The organism is Litorivivens sp. (genome assembly GCF_041625495.1).
GTDB lineage: Bacteria > Pseudomonadota > Gammaproteobacteria > Pseudomonadales > Spongiibacteraceae > Litorivivens.
Window position 1 is genome coordinate 1 of the sequence record NZ_JBFJTH010000011.1, and the last position, 16,081, is coordinate 16,081.

At 54.4% G+C, this 16,081-nt stretch carries 13 protein-coding genes; 8 read left to right on the forward strand and 5 right to left on the reverse strand.

Going from position 1 to position 16,081, the window contains the following annotated elements:
* Nucleotides 1-225: hypothetical protein (locus ABYP39_RS02310; RefSeq protein ID WP_372780955.1), on the reverse strand; the 225-nt coding region annotated here is incomplete at its 3' end.
* 386 nt (nucleotides 226-611) lie between these two features.
* On the opposite strand from ABYP39_RS02310, the gene ABYP39_RS02315 reads away from it, so the two are divergent.
* From ABYP39_RS02315 to ABYP39_RS02350, 8 genes are all read left to right on the forward strand, one after another.
* Entirely contained in the window at nucleotides 612-2,141 is a 1,530-nt protein-coding gene (locus ABYP39_RS02315) for a nitric oxide reductase activation protein NorD (RefSeq protein ID WP_372780957.1), read from the forward strand.
* A 19-nt stretch (nucleotides 2,142-2,160) separates the two neighbouring features.
* Entirely contained in the window at nucleotides 2,161-2,952 is a 792-nt protein-coding gene (locus ABYP39_RS02320; protein WP_372747347.1) for a CbbQ/NirQ/NorQ/GpvN family protein, read from the forward strand.
* A gap of 35 nt (nucleotides 2,953-2,987) precedes the next feature.
* The gene (locus tag ABYP39_RS02325) at nucleotides 2,988-3,125 is read left to right on the forward strand and encodes a hypothetical protein (RefSeq protein WP_372747346.1); all 138 of its coding nucleotides are present in this window, start codon (nucleotides 2,988-2,990) and stop codon (nucleotides 3,123-3,125) included.
* 6 nt (nucleotides 3,126-3,131) lie between these two features.
* On the forward strand, nucleotides 3,132-3,845 hold the full coding sequence (locus ABYP39_RS02330) for a hypothetical protein (RefSeq protein ID WP_372758263.1): 714 nt from the start codon (nucleotides 3,132-3,134) through the stop codon (nucleotides 3,843-3,845).
* A 25-nt stretch (nucleotides 3,846-3,870) separates the two neighbouring features.
* On the forward strand, nucleotides 3,871-4,305 hold the full coding sequence (locus tag ABYP39_RS02335) for a hypothetical protein (RefSeq protein WP_372747344.1): 435 nt from the start codon (nucleotides 3,871-3,873) through the stop codon (nucleotides 4,303-4,305).
* Nucleotides 4,306-4,412: 107 nt separating this feature from the next.
* On the forward strand, nucleotides 4,413-6,884 hold the full coding sequence (locus ABYP39_RS02340; protein WP_372780959.1) for a TonB-dependent receptor: 2,472 nt from the start codon (nucleotides 4,413-4,415) through the stop codon (nucleotides 6,882-6,884).
* Nucleotides 6,885-7,102: 218 nt separating this feature from the next.
* Complete coding sequence (locus tag ABYP39_RS02345) at nucleotides 7,103-7,885, forward strand: spirocyclase AveC family protein (RefSeq protein WP_372747342.1); 783 nt, start codon at nucleotides 7,103-7,105, stop codon at nucleotides 7,883-7,885.
* Between the two features lie 102 nt (nucleotides 7,886-7,987).
* Nucleotides 7,988-10,594 carry an RND family transporter gene (locus ABYP39_RS02350; RefSeq protein ID WP_372780961.1) on the forward strand — a complete coding sequence of 869 codons (2,607 nt, stop codon included), beginning with the start codon at nucleotides 7,988-7,990 and terminating at the stop codon, nucleotides 10,592-10,594.
* A gap of 59 nt (nucleotides 10,595-10,653) precedes the next feature.
* Here ABYP39_RS02350 and ABYP39_RS02355 read toward each other — a convergent pair whose 3' ends face one another.
* Genes ABYP39_RS02355 through ABYP39_RS02370 form a run of 4 tightly spaced genes read right to left on the reverse strand, consistent with a single transcriptional unit; the run spans nucleotide 10,654 to nucleotide 16,045 of the window.
* On the reverse strand, nucleotides 10,654-11,241 hold the full coding sequence (locus ABYP39_RS02355; RefSeq protein ID WP_372780963.1) for a TetR/AcrR family transcriptional regulator: 588 nt from the start codon (nucleotides 11,239-11,241) through the stop codon (nucleotides 10,654-10,656).
* Nucleotides 11,231-12,559: a hypothetical protein gene (locus tag ABYP39_RS02360; protein WP_372780965.1), complete on the reverse strand. Its 1,329-nt coding sequence runs from the start codon at nucleotides 12,557-12,559 to the stop codon at nucleotides 11,231-11,233. Before ABYP39_RS02360 ends, ABYP39_RS02355 begins: the two co-directional genes overlap by 11 nt.
* A 14-nt stretch (nucleotides 12,560-12,573) precedes the next feature.
* The gene (locus ABYP39_RS02365) at nucleotides 12,574-13,458 is read right to left on the reverse strand and encodes an outer membrane lipoprotein-sorting protein (RefSeq protein WP_372780967.1); all 885 of its coding nucleotides are present in this window, start codon (nucleotides 13,456-13,458) and stop codon (nucleotides 12,574-12,576) included.
* 25 nt (nucleotides 13,459-13,483) lie between these two features.
* Complete coding sequence (locus ABYP39_RS02370) at nucleotides 13,484-16,045, reverse strand: RND family transporter (RefSeq protein WP_372780969.1); 2,562 nt, start codon at nucleotides 16,043-16,045, stop codon at nucleotides 13,484-13,486.
* Between the last annotated feature and the right edge of the window lie 36 nt (nucleotides 16,046-16,081).

Consider the following 16,081-nt stretch of genomic DNA (forward strand, 5'->3'; position numbering starts at 1 on the left):
GCCGAATACCAGCAGGGCAAAGCTTATGGGACCTGCCATAAACAGCGAGAAAATGGCGGCGCCCTGAGGGGGGCTGTCGGTGGCAGCTGCAATACCTCGCTCGGTGCCGGCAACTCCAATATCTGCACTGCCAGCCACTATCGTACCCACCAGAAAAACCGCCAACGCAAAGTACAGCCAGCCGTTTCGGGCGAACGAGGAACGGAGTCTGTTGGCTAATGGCATTCCTAACTCTCTGTTATTAAATAATTTATCCCTTCCTGATCTTGCCGGCGCTCATCGCGGACAGATCTGCCCCTTTGATTATCCTTGCATGTGTGGTTACTGACTGGCAAGTAGAAAAAATACTTGCGAGTAAGTAAGCAAGTCGTTATCGTGATTTTGCTGAGGGTGATTTGCGCGTTTCAATGCATTGCCTGAACGCCAGTCAAGAACCTTTTTTATCGGTAAATGGAGTGCGAAGCATGTGGGACATCATCTGGACAGAGGCCGTGCGCCTCGGATTTGCCTTTGGTTGTACTGGCGTTGTGATCTGGTGCTGGTACTGGCTGATGGACAACACCGGCACGTTTTAACGCGAGTCTAACGCACGGATAAGGGAAGCAGAACTGATGGCGGGTGCAGGTCAAGCCCTGAAAATTGAGCGTAGTTGCACGATTGTGGCCTCGGCTTTTTCTGCTGGGCGCTGCGAGCGGGTGCGCCTGATGTCGGGTGAGCGGCGCCGTTTTGGCATGAACCCGCGCCGTACTGTGGTACATGTACCTTACCCGCCCAGCTCGCCCGGGTGGACCTTGCGGACATGGACTTGCGGTATCGCCCTGCAATGTTCGCCGTCTAAACAGCGCATCGCGGCATTCACTCTGAAAGCACTTTCTGCGAGACAGACGGTTGCGTTGTCGCTGGTGGAGGGGGGCGTAGCGCTGGGCTGGATCAGTGCTCGCTGGCCGGGGCTGGTGCCAGAAATTCGACGCTTTCTTCCAGCGCTTGAAATATTGGACGAAAACCTCGACGGCGAGTCTATTCTGCAGCGGGCTATCGCGTTAGCCGCGACAGACGCCGCGCTCGAATTGCATCCCATTCTGGGTGAGCTTCCTGTTGGTCTGGCAGCAAAAGAGGGTATTCTCGCTGCGCTCAAACGTGCGCAGGGGCGTATGCCCTGGTCCACCAACAAGCGCTACGTATCTCCGGGCTACGAATCCATTCCGGCCGGCGGCGAAAGCAATATCAAAAGCTCGCGCCTGCCGCCACCGAGCAACCCGGAAGAAGACGATATTGAAATCCGCGCCGATCAGCGCGCCGGCATTCCCTATCCTGAATGGAATATGTGGACGGAGAAGTTTCTGCCCGACCACGTGGCCGTGCTAGAGCGTAAAACCCAACCCGGTAAGAAGGCTGCCAAACCGGTGTCCGCCAACTTGCGTCGCTGGTTTGAGGAACATACTCACCGAGTGATGAAAAACCGTCTTGAAGATGGCTCTGATCTGGACATCGATCAGTACATTCAATTTCACGTAAATCGCCTGACCGGCAAGCAATCCGAAGCCCGCGTATTTCGCGATCTGCAGCCGGCTTTTCGCGACGTGACGACCGCGTTGCTGCTGGATGGCAGTGCGTCACTCAGTGTTGGTGGCGGCAGCGTTTTCAAGCTGGAGCTGGCCTGCGCCGATGCGCTGTGCCAAGCCATGGCACTGGCCCACGAGCGTCACGGACTTTTTGTTTTCAGCGGCAAAACACGTCATCGGGTCGATATTACCTGTCTGCGGGATTTTAACGACCGCCACTCGGTGGAACCCAGCGATCTGGGGTTGCGTACCGGTGGTTATACCCGACTGGGTGCGCCGCTGCGCCACTTGACCAGCCGCTTGCTAGAACAACCTTCGGAGCGCCGCCTGTTGATCATTATCGGTGATGGTCTGATTTCTGACGAGGGTTATGAAGGACGCTACGCCTGGGCTGATTCGGCGCATGCGGTGGAAGAGGCCGAAGCGGCGGGCGTGTCACTGTTTTATATCGGGGTGGGGCAGACCACTGTCGACCCCTTGCCGGATGTGTTTGGCGCGCGTCGCTCAACCCGAATCCGGCGTGTTAACGAATTACCTCAGGTGCTGGCCCGCGTTCATCGCGAGCTGGTGGCTGCCTGATAGATGATGTGGGGAGACCATGACCGATAACCTTTACTACAGCAATGGCAATGAAGTGGCGATGTTCACGCTGGCGGCCCAGCAGAAAGTTCCGTTGATGCTCACCGGCCCAACAGGCTGCGGCAAAACCCGCTTGATTGAACATATGGGGGCGGTATTGCAGCGAGATGTGGTCACCATCAGTTGCCACGATGACCTGACCAGCTCCGATCTGGTGGGCCGTTTTATGGTGACCGGCGGTGATGTGGTGTGGAGTGATGGTCCGCTGACCCGTGCGGTAAAGGAAGGCGCCATTTGCTATCTCGATGAAGTGGTTGAAGCGCGCCACGATTCACTGGCGGTGTTGCACTCCCTTACCGATCACCGTCGCACGCTGTTTCTGGATCGCTCCGGGGAGGTAATTCAGGCGCCGGATTCTTTCATGCTGGTGTGTTCCTACAACCCTGCTTATCGCAGTTCTCTCAAAGAGCTGAAGCCGTCTTTTCGCCAGCGCTTTGTCACCGTCGCCATGGATTACCTGCCGCCCGAGCGAGAGGTTGATGTGCTGGTGAGCGAGGCCGGTGTCGATAGCAAAGTGGCCGAGCGCCTGGTGCAGTGTGCCACCAGTATTCGCAACGCCGACGATGTTTTTCATTTCGAGCCGCCTTCCACTCGCGCACTGGTCACCGCAGCCAAGATGGTTGCCGCGGGCGCCAGCGAGCTGGATGCGGCCGAAGTGTGCATCCTCGCGCCCTTGAGCAACGACGGCGCCATTACTGACGGATTGAGTGAAATTGCCGCAGCGAGTCTGCTTGGCGACAAGGCCGCATAAATACCAACACCACCGTATAACGAGGGAGTTTAGCTATGAGTAAAAAGCCCGTGATTTCCGATCAGGACCGACGCCGCCGCAAAGCCATGGTGGCTTTTCAGATCGTGCTGTATTCCTACCTGATAGGTCTTTTCCTGTATCAAATGCATATGTATTCCAACAGCAATTGGTGATTCATCATGACAACAACAGCAAATAGCTCCGGCCCTTTTGGCGGCTACGACGTTCACCAGACGGACAGCAAAGCGGCCCAGTGGCAGGCCGATAAATGGATGATTGGCGGCACCCTGCTGATGGGTACCGGTGTACTTGGTGTTTTCGGGTTGCCGCTGTTTTTCTACGGTCTGCACTTGCAGCACATGGCGGCGAAATCCGGCCTCTCCATGCGCCCCTTGATTGTGACCCTGATCGGCTATCTGGTGATTATCGACTCATCGCTTAACAGTTTGGGCTGGTCTATGGATTTGCTCGCCAATCACTCGCTGATTAACCGCGTACTGACGGCAGGCTGGGGCGCGGTATTTGATGGTGGCTATTTCTGGCACTACAACGAGCTGATGCTAGGTGACACCCCCATTGGCGGTGCCGGCGCGCCGGGCGAAAAAGCCTGGGAAATATCCCTGATTATCGGCTGTTTTGCGCCGCGAATGGCGGCCGCGATTGGTCTGTTGCAGATGAAGCGCTGGGGCCAGCAGTGGCTGATCGTAACCTGCTGGATGGGTGTCATCGTATGGCTGGGCTACAACCTGAACATGACCTTCTACGCAGATATCCGCTATTCCGGCGTTACCTTCCCGGTACTGGGCTGGTGGATTTACGATATTTTCTACATCACACCCTTTCTGGCGCTGCCGTATCTGCATACGGTCAATCGCGAAATTTTTTCCGAATAAACCGGCGTGAGACGAGGACAAGAGCATGAGTGAGAAAGACAAGGAATTACCGGTAGGAACCACCGAACCCTTTGCGCGAATGCACCGCTGGTTGCAGCGCGGCCTGTTTGTGTGCTTGGTGGCATTGGTAATCGAAGCCTCTTTAAGCCTGCCGGGGCTGCTGATCTGGTTCGGCTGGCCCACGCTGTCAGTCACTGAGGTGTGTCACGAGTTGATGAAAGTGCGCTGGCACAACGACGACGCCGAGTGTCTGGTGCCGCATCCCTTGTGGGGCGACAACGAAGGCACAATCTATCGTGACACGGCTTACGATGAGTGGGGTATTCAACCGCGACCCAAGTATCGCGGCATTCACTACCGTGATCTGGTGACCTTTCGTGACGAACGACTGGCGCGGGAAGCAGCCGCGCGGGAAGCGGCCGAGGCGCAAGGGATTGATGTGAGCGCAGTTGCGCCCTAGGGCGGCAATTCGCGGGCGCGGCAAGCTTTGCCCTGCCCGCGAATGATCTGTGAAAGGGCCTCGGGGGGAGGGCAGTTCGCCAGTTGTTATCAACGAGACTGAATGTCATGAGAGTTATCGCAGTACACAATAACGACAAAAATAAGATGTTAGTGAAAAGCCTGCTTGTTCTGTCGTGCGTGGTTTTTGGCTCCCGGACAGTATTAGCACAACAGACCCCGGCAGACAGCGCCCAAGCGTCCGTCAGCAGCAGCGCAGTGATCGAAGAAGTTATTGTCAGTGCGCGTCGAACCCAGGAAAGCCAACAGGATGTTCCCATCGCTGTCACCACGATGAACTCGGATGTGCTGCAGCGCGAATCCATCGGCACCTTGCAGGATCTGCAGGGCAGAGTTCCATCATTGATCATGTCGACCGGTGGTCAGCAGCGAAACACTGAGGCGCCGACCTTACGCGGACAGGGTGGAACCTACGGCGGCGGTTCGGGTGTTGCTCAGTACTATGCGGAAGTGCCGCTCCCGGCTGATACCACCGAAAGCAACGTCGGTGGCCCCGGAAAGTTTTTCGACATAGCCGATATTCAGATATTGAAAGGCGCGCAAGGCACGCTGTTCGGAAAAAACACCACCGGCGGAGCCTTGTTGCTGACACCCAACAAACCGAATGAAAATTTTTCTATAGATGTCGGGGTGGAAAGCGGTAACTACCATCTGAATGGATACGAAGTGGTGGTCAACCTGCCGCTGCTGTCGGAGACTTTAATGCTGCGCCTTGGCGCCAAGTATCAGGATCGCGACGGTTTTACAGAAGACGTTGCCAACGGCACCCGTTATGACGACCGTCACTATAAAACCTACCGTTTTGGCTTGTTGTGGCGACCCACCGACCGCTTGGAAAATTACCTCTTGGCGTACGATACCGAGAGCCGTACCAATGGTACCGGCACGGTGATCAAGGCGGCTCGGCCGGAGCTGCTGAACGCCCTGATTATTGCGCAGGGCGGGTTGAGTCCGCTGCCTATACTGCCGGCTGAGGCCCAGCCGGGCTGTCTGGCGTGGGATGCATTGCTCACAATGGAGAATTCCCGCTGCGGGCAACTCTACCCGGAAGAACAAAGCCAGCGCGACAATCGACACGTTGAGCTGAGTGCAGATCCGACCGATTTCACTGCTACCGGCGCGGTGATCAACACGCTCACCTACGAGTTCACCGACAGTCTTTCGTTGCGTTATATCGCGAGCTACTCCTATCTGGAGCACCAGTATCGCTGGGATACGGATGGCTCTCGTGCCGAGTGGACCGAGTTTGTGACATCAGATGACGATCGGCAAACCGATATCACGGTTCACACCGAAGAGCTGCAGCTACAGGGGCTGGTTCTGGACGGCAATATGGAATTTTCCACTGGTCTTTACTATGAAATCCAGAAACCGGATGGCCCTGAAGGCACCCAGATCCGCGCACTGTACAACGATATTTCCGTCGACTGGGAGATAGAGAAGGAGTCTTATGCTGCGTACGCCCAGTCTACCTATAACTTGGCTCATGTCGCGGAGGGGCTGGATCGTTGGGAGATTACCGCCGGCGTCCGCAAAACCTATGACCGCGTGGAAGGTGAGTCGGTATTTGTTCAGTCAATCTTCGGCGTGCCCTCAGAGCCTGCGCTACTCGACGGTGAACTCAGGGATTCGGCGATTACCTGGACGCTGGGAGTGGACTATAAAGGTGACCATTCCCTGCTTTATGCCAAAGTCAGTCGTGGCTACAAGGTAGGTGGCTTTACGATAACGGCAGCCAACCCGGATAACGCCCAGTATGAATCCGAGTATGTTTTTAACTATGAAATAGGTAATAAACTGGATTTCTCTGTCGGTGAAGTTCCCATTCGTCTGAACACGGCCGCCTATTACACCGACTATACGGATATGCAGCGCCATGGCGTGGACGTGTTCGTTGACTCCAGCAATACCTCGGTAGCGCCACGCCTTGGTGCGGCTGTTTTTAATGCAGGGGAGGCTTCCATAGCCGGTGTGGAGATGGAAGCAACAATCATTCCTTTGCCACGTCTAATGCTGCTGATTGCCTACAGCTATACGGATGCGCAATACGACGAATACTTTCTGAAAAACGGGTCGAGCCTGCCGGTGCCGAGTTGTACCGGCGAACACGTGGGTCAGGGTGAAATGGTCGATCTGTCGTGCATGCCGTTTCTCTATACCCCGGAGCATCAGTACAGCGTGACGGCGATCTATGACGTTGTGCAGAGTATCGATTGGGGTAACGTCAGCGCTTCGCTCACTTGGGCATGGACGGACGAAAACTATACCTCCGCAACCACCCTGCCGGAAACCGAACCCGGTGCCTGGCTTGATCCGATTGGCCTGCTTACCGCTAGCCTGAGTTGGGACAACATGTTTAATCAGGATCTCAGCTTGCAGTTGTTCGGCACAAATCTGTTGGACAAGGAATACATTATGAGCAACCAAAACGTGTGGAATACGCTGGGTTATCGCACCGTTACCTATGGTGAGCCGCGGATGTTTGGTGCGCGTTTGAGTTATCACTGGGGTAGCCAGTAGTTCGCCGACAGGGCAAAACTCGCCGCTCCCGCTCCCCCCCCGTTGCTACAAAACCACGTGGGAGCGAGTTCGGCTCGCGAATGTCGCGATCAGAAAGTTAACGAGGATAGAATTGTGGGCGCAGTGATCATGCTAGGCACGCTGTTCAGCGTATTGTTTATTATTGTCGGATTAGTTCTAAAGTTTGATCCGGAAGCTAAAGCCGGAGGGCGCAAGTAATGTCTGACCTCCCGCTGGTATTGAAAGTCGGCGTATATTTCGCCTATCTCGGTGGCTTTTCCTTTATCGCTGCCGGATTGTATTTAAGCTATCGCCAGGGCCGCATTCACCCCTTAATGCTGGTGTGCATTTCAGCAATGGCTACCTCATGGATAGAAGCCCCCTATGACTGGGCTGTGTATGCGCAGTTCCCCCCAGAACTGCCACGCATGCCCGCGTGGTGGCCGTTGAATATGACTTGGGGCGGCTTGCCCTCAGCGGTACCGCCAGGCTATATCGCCTACTTTATTCTGCCAGCGATTATTGGGTCGGTGCTCGCCCGCAAGCTGTATCTCAAACACGGTTGGCGTCGGCCGCAAACCTTACTGTGCGTCGGTTTTGCTGTTGGCAGCAGTTGGGCCTTTTTCTTTAATGCCTATTTTGGTGCGCAGTTCGGTGTTTTCTATTACGGCTACGTGATTGAAGGTCTTGCGATTTGGGAGGGCACGCGCCACCAATACCCCTTGTACGATACTCTGGCGATGGGCATCCAGATGATGACTTTTACCTATATTCTTGGTCGGGTGGATGCGCAAGGCAGAACCGTTATCGATATCTGGGCGGACTCGCAAACCCGCAGTCGTTTGAAATCTTCGCTGCTGTCGGTCGCGGGTATTGTGGTAATTGGGCATGCGGTGTATCTGTCGGTCTTTGCGCCACACTACGTCACTAAAGTGATGGGGTTGGTGAATGTGGGGGTGGGCGAACAATTGTTTGAAGGTGTGCCGAACCAGCCGCTGTAGAGTGGTGGCGCACGCTATCGTGGGGCGGAATTTCTGGCTATTTCGCGGTGAGATCTCAACTGGCTGGGCTGCCAGAAATTTTCTTTTGTCAGGAGTGCGTCTGTGCAGTCTCTGCTCTTTAGTATGAATCATTATTTTGAAAAGTTGCCTGCATTTCTGCGTCGCTGGCGCTGGCCGGTTATGCTGGCGCTTTTTAGTTTCACGGTATTTGTCGGCGCAGGTTTGGTAACACGCTTGCAGATCGATATGTCGCAGGATATCTGGTTTAAAGACGATGCTCCGGCACTCAAGAACCGGGCGCAGTTTCGTGCTCAGTTTGGCAGTGATGAAAGCGTATTTATTGTCTACCGCCCAGAATCCGGTGACGTGTTTTCAGCGTCTGCACTGCGCACCCTAGCTCAGTTGCATCAGGATATAGAGCAGACGTCGTACCGTGCCACTGCTATGAGTGATGGCGCCAGAAACCTGTTATCACGTATTGAGCGTGTAAACAGCCTCTTCAATGCCCGCTACCAGATTGCCGATGGAGATACCCTGATTGCCAGAAAACTAATTGGCGCAGAATATCCCCGAACTGATGCAGCACGTGAGGAACGGCGTGCGATAGCGGCCTCGCAGGAGAGTTTTCGGCATGTTTTTTTCTCCGACGATTTCCGGTACGGCGTACTGCAACTGAAAACCGATTTCGGTGCCGTTCCCCTTGATACGACGGCATCCTCGGTGGTTATGGCCGACGAAGGTGCGCTGCTGGATGATTCTCTGACCCTGGGCACTCTAAGTAGCGACCCCTTCGCGGTAAATCTAGAGGTTACGCCTCTGGCTGCAGATCAGTCGGATGAGACGCCAGTATTCGCAGAGGATACCGTGGACGAATACGATCGATTTATGAAAGCGCTCAAGGCGCTGACCGATCAGCCAGCCTACAGCAATTTCGAATTCTACTTCGCTGGCAATCCGGTCATGATGGAGTCTCAATTGGCGGCGGTTATGGAAGCCAGCTCGGCGCTGCTGATCATGCTTGTCATGATTATGGTGGTATTAAGGGTACTACTACGATCCTTCAGTGCAGTCGTGTGGTCGATGTTAGGGATTGTATTGTCGTTATGCTGGGCGATGGGTTTTGGAGCTTGGCTGGGTGCATCTTACTCAACGATGCTGGTATTGACCACGATGCTGGCGATCGCCGTCGGTATTGCCAGCATCGTGCACGTTTTGAGTGCTTATCTGTTCTTTCGCCGGGCAGGTGAGGATCACGTGCAGGCTATTGCCTCGGCATACCGGAAAACGGGTTTTGCTATCTTGTTGACCGTAGTAACGACGATGGTAGGGATGTTGTCGCTAACGCTCGCGGATATGCCGGCAGTGAGTTCCTTCGGCTTTGTCTCGGCGCTTGTGGTGGCCTTTATATTTGTGTACATCGCCTTTTTGCTGCCACTGTTGCTTGACCTTTGGCACCCGGAATCTGCGCCAGCGGCCAAGACAAGTCGCCCACTGTTCAGGTCAAAACTACCTAGCCTGCAGCCATTCTTGCGTGCGGTTGCAAACGTCTGTCAATGTCATGCTAGGAAAATTGTGGTCAGCTACGTGGTCATCTTTGTTGCGCTACTGGTTGGCGCCGTACAGGTAAAAACCAATTCCAACTTTGTCGACCTGTACAAGGATGGTCACCCGGTTCGCGTAACCACCCAGCTGGTCGATGAAAAATTGATGGGTGCGCTCAGTCTGGAAGTGTATCTGGACTTTAACCAAGCTGATGCCCTGAAAGACCCGCAGGTACTGAAACAGATTGATCAGTTTCAACAGCACCTTAAGGCCGCATACTCAGACAAGTTGATCAAGTCACTCTCGTTGGCGGATGTGGTCAAGGATACCCACCGGGTGATGAATGAAGGCAAGGCTACCTTTCATTCCATACCTGATGATCCGCGCCTTACGGCGCAATTGCTTTACCTGTTTAACAATGCGAATGCCAGCGACCGCCGCAGTTTGGTGAGTGACGATTACAGTCGCAGTCATATTACGCTATTCCTGCGCAACGGCGGCAGCCATGAATACATTGAGATGTTCGAGAGTTTGCAGGGTGATATCTCGACCTATTTTGATCCGTTGATATCCAGCTATCCGGCGATGGAGCCAAAGTTGACCGGTGTGTTTCATCTGATGATGGAGCTGATTCGCCATATCGCCGTAACCCAACTGAAAAGTTTTGGCGCAGCATTATTGATTATTACGGCACTGATGATGGTGACGCTGGGGTCAAAGCAGGCAGGCGTTATTTCCATTCTTCCCAATCTTATTCCCGCGGTTTTTACCTTCGGGGTGATGGGCTATCTGAATATACCGCTGAATACGGATATGCTAATCATCGCGCCGATTATCATCGGTATCGCGGTGGATGACACCATTCACTTCCTAACGCACTATCGAAATGCCTGGTATGAATATGGTGATGTAGACAAAGCCATTCGTAGTACGTTGAGCGAAGTAGGACAAGCTGTGATACTGACTACCGCGGTATTGGCCATCGGCTTTGGAGTGCTGGGCTTTTCTGACTATCTGGGGTTGGCGAAACCGGGGATCGCGGGTGCGGTGGCAATTGTGGTGGCGCTTCTGTCTGACTTGCTGTTTTTACCGGCGTTGATTTACTGGGTTAAACCGGAGCTGGGACGTAAGCAGGCATTGGAAAAGATGCCGGTGGGAGCGGTCTAACGTTTCTTTGTTGGTGATCGCAGGCAGGGGCGCTGTATTCCGGGTCTTGAACACGGGGCTCAGTGCTGGCGAATCCCTTCTATCATCGCCGTCGCGCAGTCAATTGCATAGCCGGGGAAGGTGATTTTTTCGGGGACAATCAACCGCGCTATGCCCATACCATCAAACAGTCCGAGCAAGCCTGAAGCGATCGCATCGGAGTGTGTGTTTTTTCTGAACTCTCTCTGTTTAACTCCAAGCTTGACCAACTCGGAAAGTGCTCCGTGAAACATCTCATAGTGCTGCCGCATCAGTTTGCGAAAATGGGGCAGATACGGTGCCTGGGAGAAAAAGTCCAGAAAAAGCTGGTTGTATTTGCCGAGCTCAGCCATGAGCTCTTCGTGGTTGCGCAAAATGGCCATGAGCTGGTCGTATGCAGATTGATTCGGATCGATAGACAGGTGAATGCGATCCAGGTTGTTTTCCAGAAAGCTATTCAGTACCCCGATCAGCAGATCTTCCTTGCTGTCGAAATGGTGATAGACACCGCCCTTGCTCAGGCCCGAGGCTTCCACAAAATCATTCATGCGACTGGCCGCGACACCCTTTTCCAGTAGTACGGTGATGGCGGCTTCAAGAATTTTCTGCCGGCGTTCGTCAGAATTCATACGTGATACTCACAGTGGCTGATTCTTCGGCCGGAATGATGGGGAGGGGAGTATCCAGCTCGCTCAGGTCTGCAACACTCAGCGCCAGTGAAGTTTTCCAGAAGTCGTTCCACCGGTACTCTGCGAGAACCGTAACCATGCCAAAGCGTGGACTTGAAGCCCAGTTGCCAAGCAGGCTCATCACAAGGTCGTCGTTGAGGTAGGTTTTCCGCCAGCCGACACTGACAACCTGAATGTCGTCGTCCTCGGCAGCATCGTTTGATAAGTGCATGCCCCAAACGCCGGCATTAAACAGATGATTGCCGCTGGTGGTGTATTCGAAGCCCACCGCAGCATCAATTCGTTCGCTGGTTGCACCACTGATAGGGAGTAGCTGATTGTCCCGGTGAGCCACTTCAGCTTTCAGTAACAGTCTTCCTAGCGCGATGGAAGTCGCCATACCCACCAGATCAAATCGCGCGAGTTCCGGACGAATGCCAAAATCCGGCATCCCGTTTATTGCGACAAACGCGGGTGTCAGCAGGGCTGTTATCGGATTGGCGGAATTGTTGCCGGAAAAGTCCGGGCCGAAATAGACCGGTGTCGGGGTGTTGTCGTAGAGCCTTGCGTACATGAAACTCCAATCTACCCGGCTGCCGTGGAGTTTGTAGCGCAGCCCCCATTCTTCATCCGGTTCGATGCTCAGATCGACGGGCGGGAAACCGGGCGCCACGTCGAACACTAGCCGGTGATGCTGGTAAACATCGGTGCGCGCTTCGGGTGTGTAGAATGCCTGTAACTGGCCAGCGGGCAAAAAGCATTCAGCCACCAGCATGTCCTGCGGCAGGCGCACGTTGCCATAGTCGGTCAGAAGCTGCTCGGTGTAGTCGAAGGGTGTCACAATGTCGGTTACGAAGGTACCTTCTACAGCGCCCCAGATCAGCGTTTGCCGGCCGGCTGTGGCTGTGCACGAACCTTTGCTGTACTGGAGCCAGGCGCGCTGCCATTTGTTTTTGCCGTAGGCGCCGCCGCGACGTTCTGCCAGATCATCGTCTTCCCAGAAATAGCGGTAGCGGGTATCCAGCTTCAGATACCAGCCTTCGGCCAAATTGCCTTCGTAGATAAGTTGCACACTGCTTTGCGAGCGGTTGGGGTCGCCGGGGATCTGGGTGTGGGCGTGCTCTAACGCAGTTTTAAAACCGTCCGTCCAATGGGGTTCGCTGACCTCGATAGCCGAAGAATCGAATGCGAAATCGTCGCTGCCGAGAAAGTCCTCGGCATTGGCGGACGGTGTGCCCACCAGCAAGAGGGTGAGTAAAACCGGGGTGTTGTGCTTCATTGGGCTTCCGGGTGTCATTGAATATGTTTGCGCAGCGCTTCCAGCGTTTTTTCCCGGTAAGCAAAATCAGTGAGGGTACGCTGGGTGAGAAACTCATCTTCAACCTCGACATTCATCGCGATCGCTTCGGTTTTCATATTGGAAAGACGCTGGGATTGCAGATTGATAAGGGTCACATCGCGCGCAATCCAGAGATCGTTGATTTGCTCGATGTCGGCAAACGCAATCTGCTTGAAGGGCTTGCCGCGTTTGTCGTAGGTTTGGGCTTTGAGCAATGTATAGCGCTCCTTGTCGACCCAGTACAGAACCTTGCTGTATTCGGTTTTTGCTGCCCGTACGGGTTTGGGGATGGCTTCAATTACCCACACCTCGCGCCCGCCGAAGGGGCCTTCCTGGAGAATCTTGTAGGTGTATTCGTCTACGGTGCCGGTTTCCATGTCTTCAGTGGTAAATTCCGAACCAAAAACAGACACCGGCTCCCGGTCTTCACCGGTGCCACTGGCCATCCGCTTTACTTTTCCGAGGGCGGACAGATACAGCCAGGATTCCATGTCTTTGCTGGGGTCGTCATAGTCATAGGTGAGCATGCCAATGCCGCGTTCGCTGGCGGGCTCCAGTAGGATCGCAACGCCTTTGCTGTCCTTTTTATTTTCGCCGTACTGCTTCGAAACCGATTCGAGGACCTTGACTCGGGGGTTTTCGACGCAGCTGATCTTGCCGTTTTTCTGGCCGAATTTGCAGGTCGAAAGCTGGGCGCGAGTGAATGTGCCATCTGCAGTTTCGCGCTGCTGGAGATCCATTTTCTCCATAATGGCGCGTGCCTTGTCTTCACTGGCAAGCGCTCCGGCGGCCAGCGCGCTCAGCAGGATTGTGGTAAGCAGGGGCTTGAAATTGAGCATATGATTGTCTCCGTGAGGAATAGGGCTAGCGCTGAGGATCGGGGGTGAGATTGCGCAACACTTTGTCGCGTCCCATATTCGGTTTCAGCCAGTGCATCAGTGCGGGCAGAAACAGTAGATCCGACAGCAGGGCGACGATTATGGCCATTGCACCAAAGATGCCGGGCTTGGCAAGACCGAGATAGCCGGCGAAGCCCAATACAGCAAACCCCAGTCCGAGGATCAGACTGGTAAAGGCTACTGCCTGCCCGACTTCGCGCAGGGTCTGGCGAACCGCGATGCCGACATCGCCGTGTTCAATCCAGGTATAGCGATAGTGGGTGAGGAAGTGGATGGTATCGTCCACCGCAATACCAATGATGATGGGGGCCACGATCAGGGTGTCGGTGTCCAGGGCAATACCGAACCAGCCCATAATGCCAAAGGTAAACACCGCTGGCAGCAGGTTTGGGATCATAGAGATAAAACCGGCTTGCTTGGATCCGAGGGTCAGGATCATGACAACGGTAATGATGATCAGCGCAAAACTGAAGCTTTTCAGCTGCGTCCAGGCCACATGATCCATCAGCTCCATCATCAGCGGGAAGGTGCCGGTGGTCTCCAGTGACAGTCCCGGATAGTCAGTTTTCAGCGGGCCGAAAATGCGCTCGAAGTCCTGATCAAGCTTCTCAAAAAGTGCAATGTATTCGTTGGTGCCGGCGTTCCTGAGCATGAAAGAGATATGGCTGACACGGTAGTCATCGCTGACGATGTCCCGCCGATCCGCTGAACTGGCATTGTTAAACAGGTACAGAAGCTGTGCTGTGAGCCGTGGACTATCCGGCACCCGATGATAGGTCGGGTCGTCATTGTGCATGACCTGATTGGTGTCTTGCACAATATCGGCCAGCGACAGGGTTTTGATCACTTTGTCGCTGTAGTTTTGTGCTACATGGTCCTGCAGTTCGCTGATGGCCTGCAGAATCCGTGGGTCTTTCAGACCGTCGGGCTGATCCATGCGGATCAGCACTTCAAGGCTCATCCCGCCCATCATTTCGTGATCGACCAGTTTCATGGCGATATTTAGCGGGGTGTCTTCACGAGCCAGTTTGGAAAAGTTGGTATCGATTTCCAGATCAAAGGCGCCGTAGATCAGCAGTGCGAAAACGGCAATGTAACTGACCACAATGGCTTTGGCGCGTCGCTCGGTAAAATCGGCGAGACGCGACAGCAGCGGCTGCAGGTCGACAAGCGGTTTTTTGCCTTGGCAATCGGGGTCGTTGTCCCGCCGCAGTTTGGGGTGCCAGAATTCCAGCAAAATGGGCAGCAAACCGAAAATAAGCAGAAAGGCAAAAGCCACTGCCATTGCTGAGGTAACACCAAACACGGTGATAATTGGCATGTCAGTCAGTGTCAGAGCCAGCATGCCGATCATGGTGGTTATGGAGGTGAGCAATATTGGCATCCCGGTTTTTCGGTATGCCAGTGCCATGGCGCGAGCATGATCCTTGCCTTCGCGACTGAACAGCGTGTAGGCGCTCAGTACATGGACGCAACTGGCAATGCCCACTGCGAGTACCAGCATGAAGGTCAATGCAAGCATGCTGGTGTAAGTCATGCCGAGCCAGGTGCCGACGCCGATCGCCCAGAAACCCGCAAACAGCACAATCAGTATTGGCCAGACAACAGCGCTGAGTGAGCGGAATAAGACCCACAGCAGAATAATGACCAGTGCCACCATGACCAGCAGTAGGCCGACGGCTTCGATTATGCTGTGCATAACGAATTCCATGGTCACCGGGTTGCCGACGTAGTGGAATTCAAAGTCGCTGTACTTTGGCTGGTCGGTTATCTTACGCAGGGCATTCATGAACGTCAGGTATTCGTCCAGCTGGACTGAGCCAAATTCCACCTCGGCTACTTCGGCACTGGCGTCCACATCCAGTGCGCTGCCGGCGTCGAGACCGAAACCGAAAGGGTCGTCCGCAAGCAGATTGTCTTCGGCGTTGGTAACTGATGTTGATCCAACCGGCAGGGTGCCGAAATTGGTTTTCAGGGCGATGCCGCCATACTGGAAGTCGCGGGAATAAAACAGTCGTTCAAAGTTTTCCTGGCCGCGTGCAATTTCGCGGCGGCGCTCGCGTTCGGCGTCGGTCTCCGGAAAGTCTGCACCGATTAGTTTCTTTGCAATCAGGGTGTCGCCATCGGCGATCTGATAGCGGGCATTGAACAGGCTGTCGACCTGTATCACCCGTTCCATGCCGCCGGAATCATCTTTGAGGCTGGCTTGTTCAATGTCGTTGTGCAACTGGGCAAGGGTGCGCAGGGCGTTTTCGGAAAACACATCGCCGGAAGATGGTCGGTAAATTAGGTAAACGCCTTCGTCACTGCCAAACTGACGGCGGAATGCATTGCGAATCTGAAGCGGTTCCGCATCGTCTTCGAACCAGACCTCTGGCGACATATTGATGGCGAAGTGATTGACAATGCCTTGACCGGCAAACAGCGACATGGCCAGAAACAGCAGCAGACAAAGCCAGCGATACGGCAGAATTGCGGTAGGCACACGCTCAAACAGGTTGTTGATAGTAAACAGCAGTTGCTGCACAAAGCACTCCATAAACGACAAAGAAAGCGGAGTGTG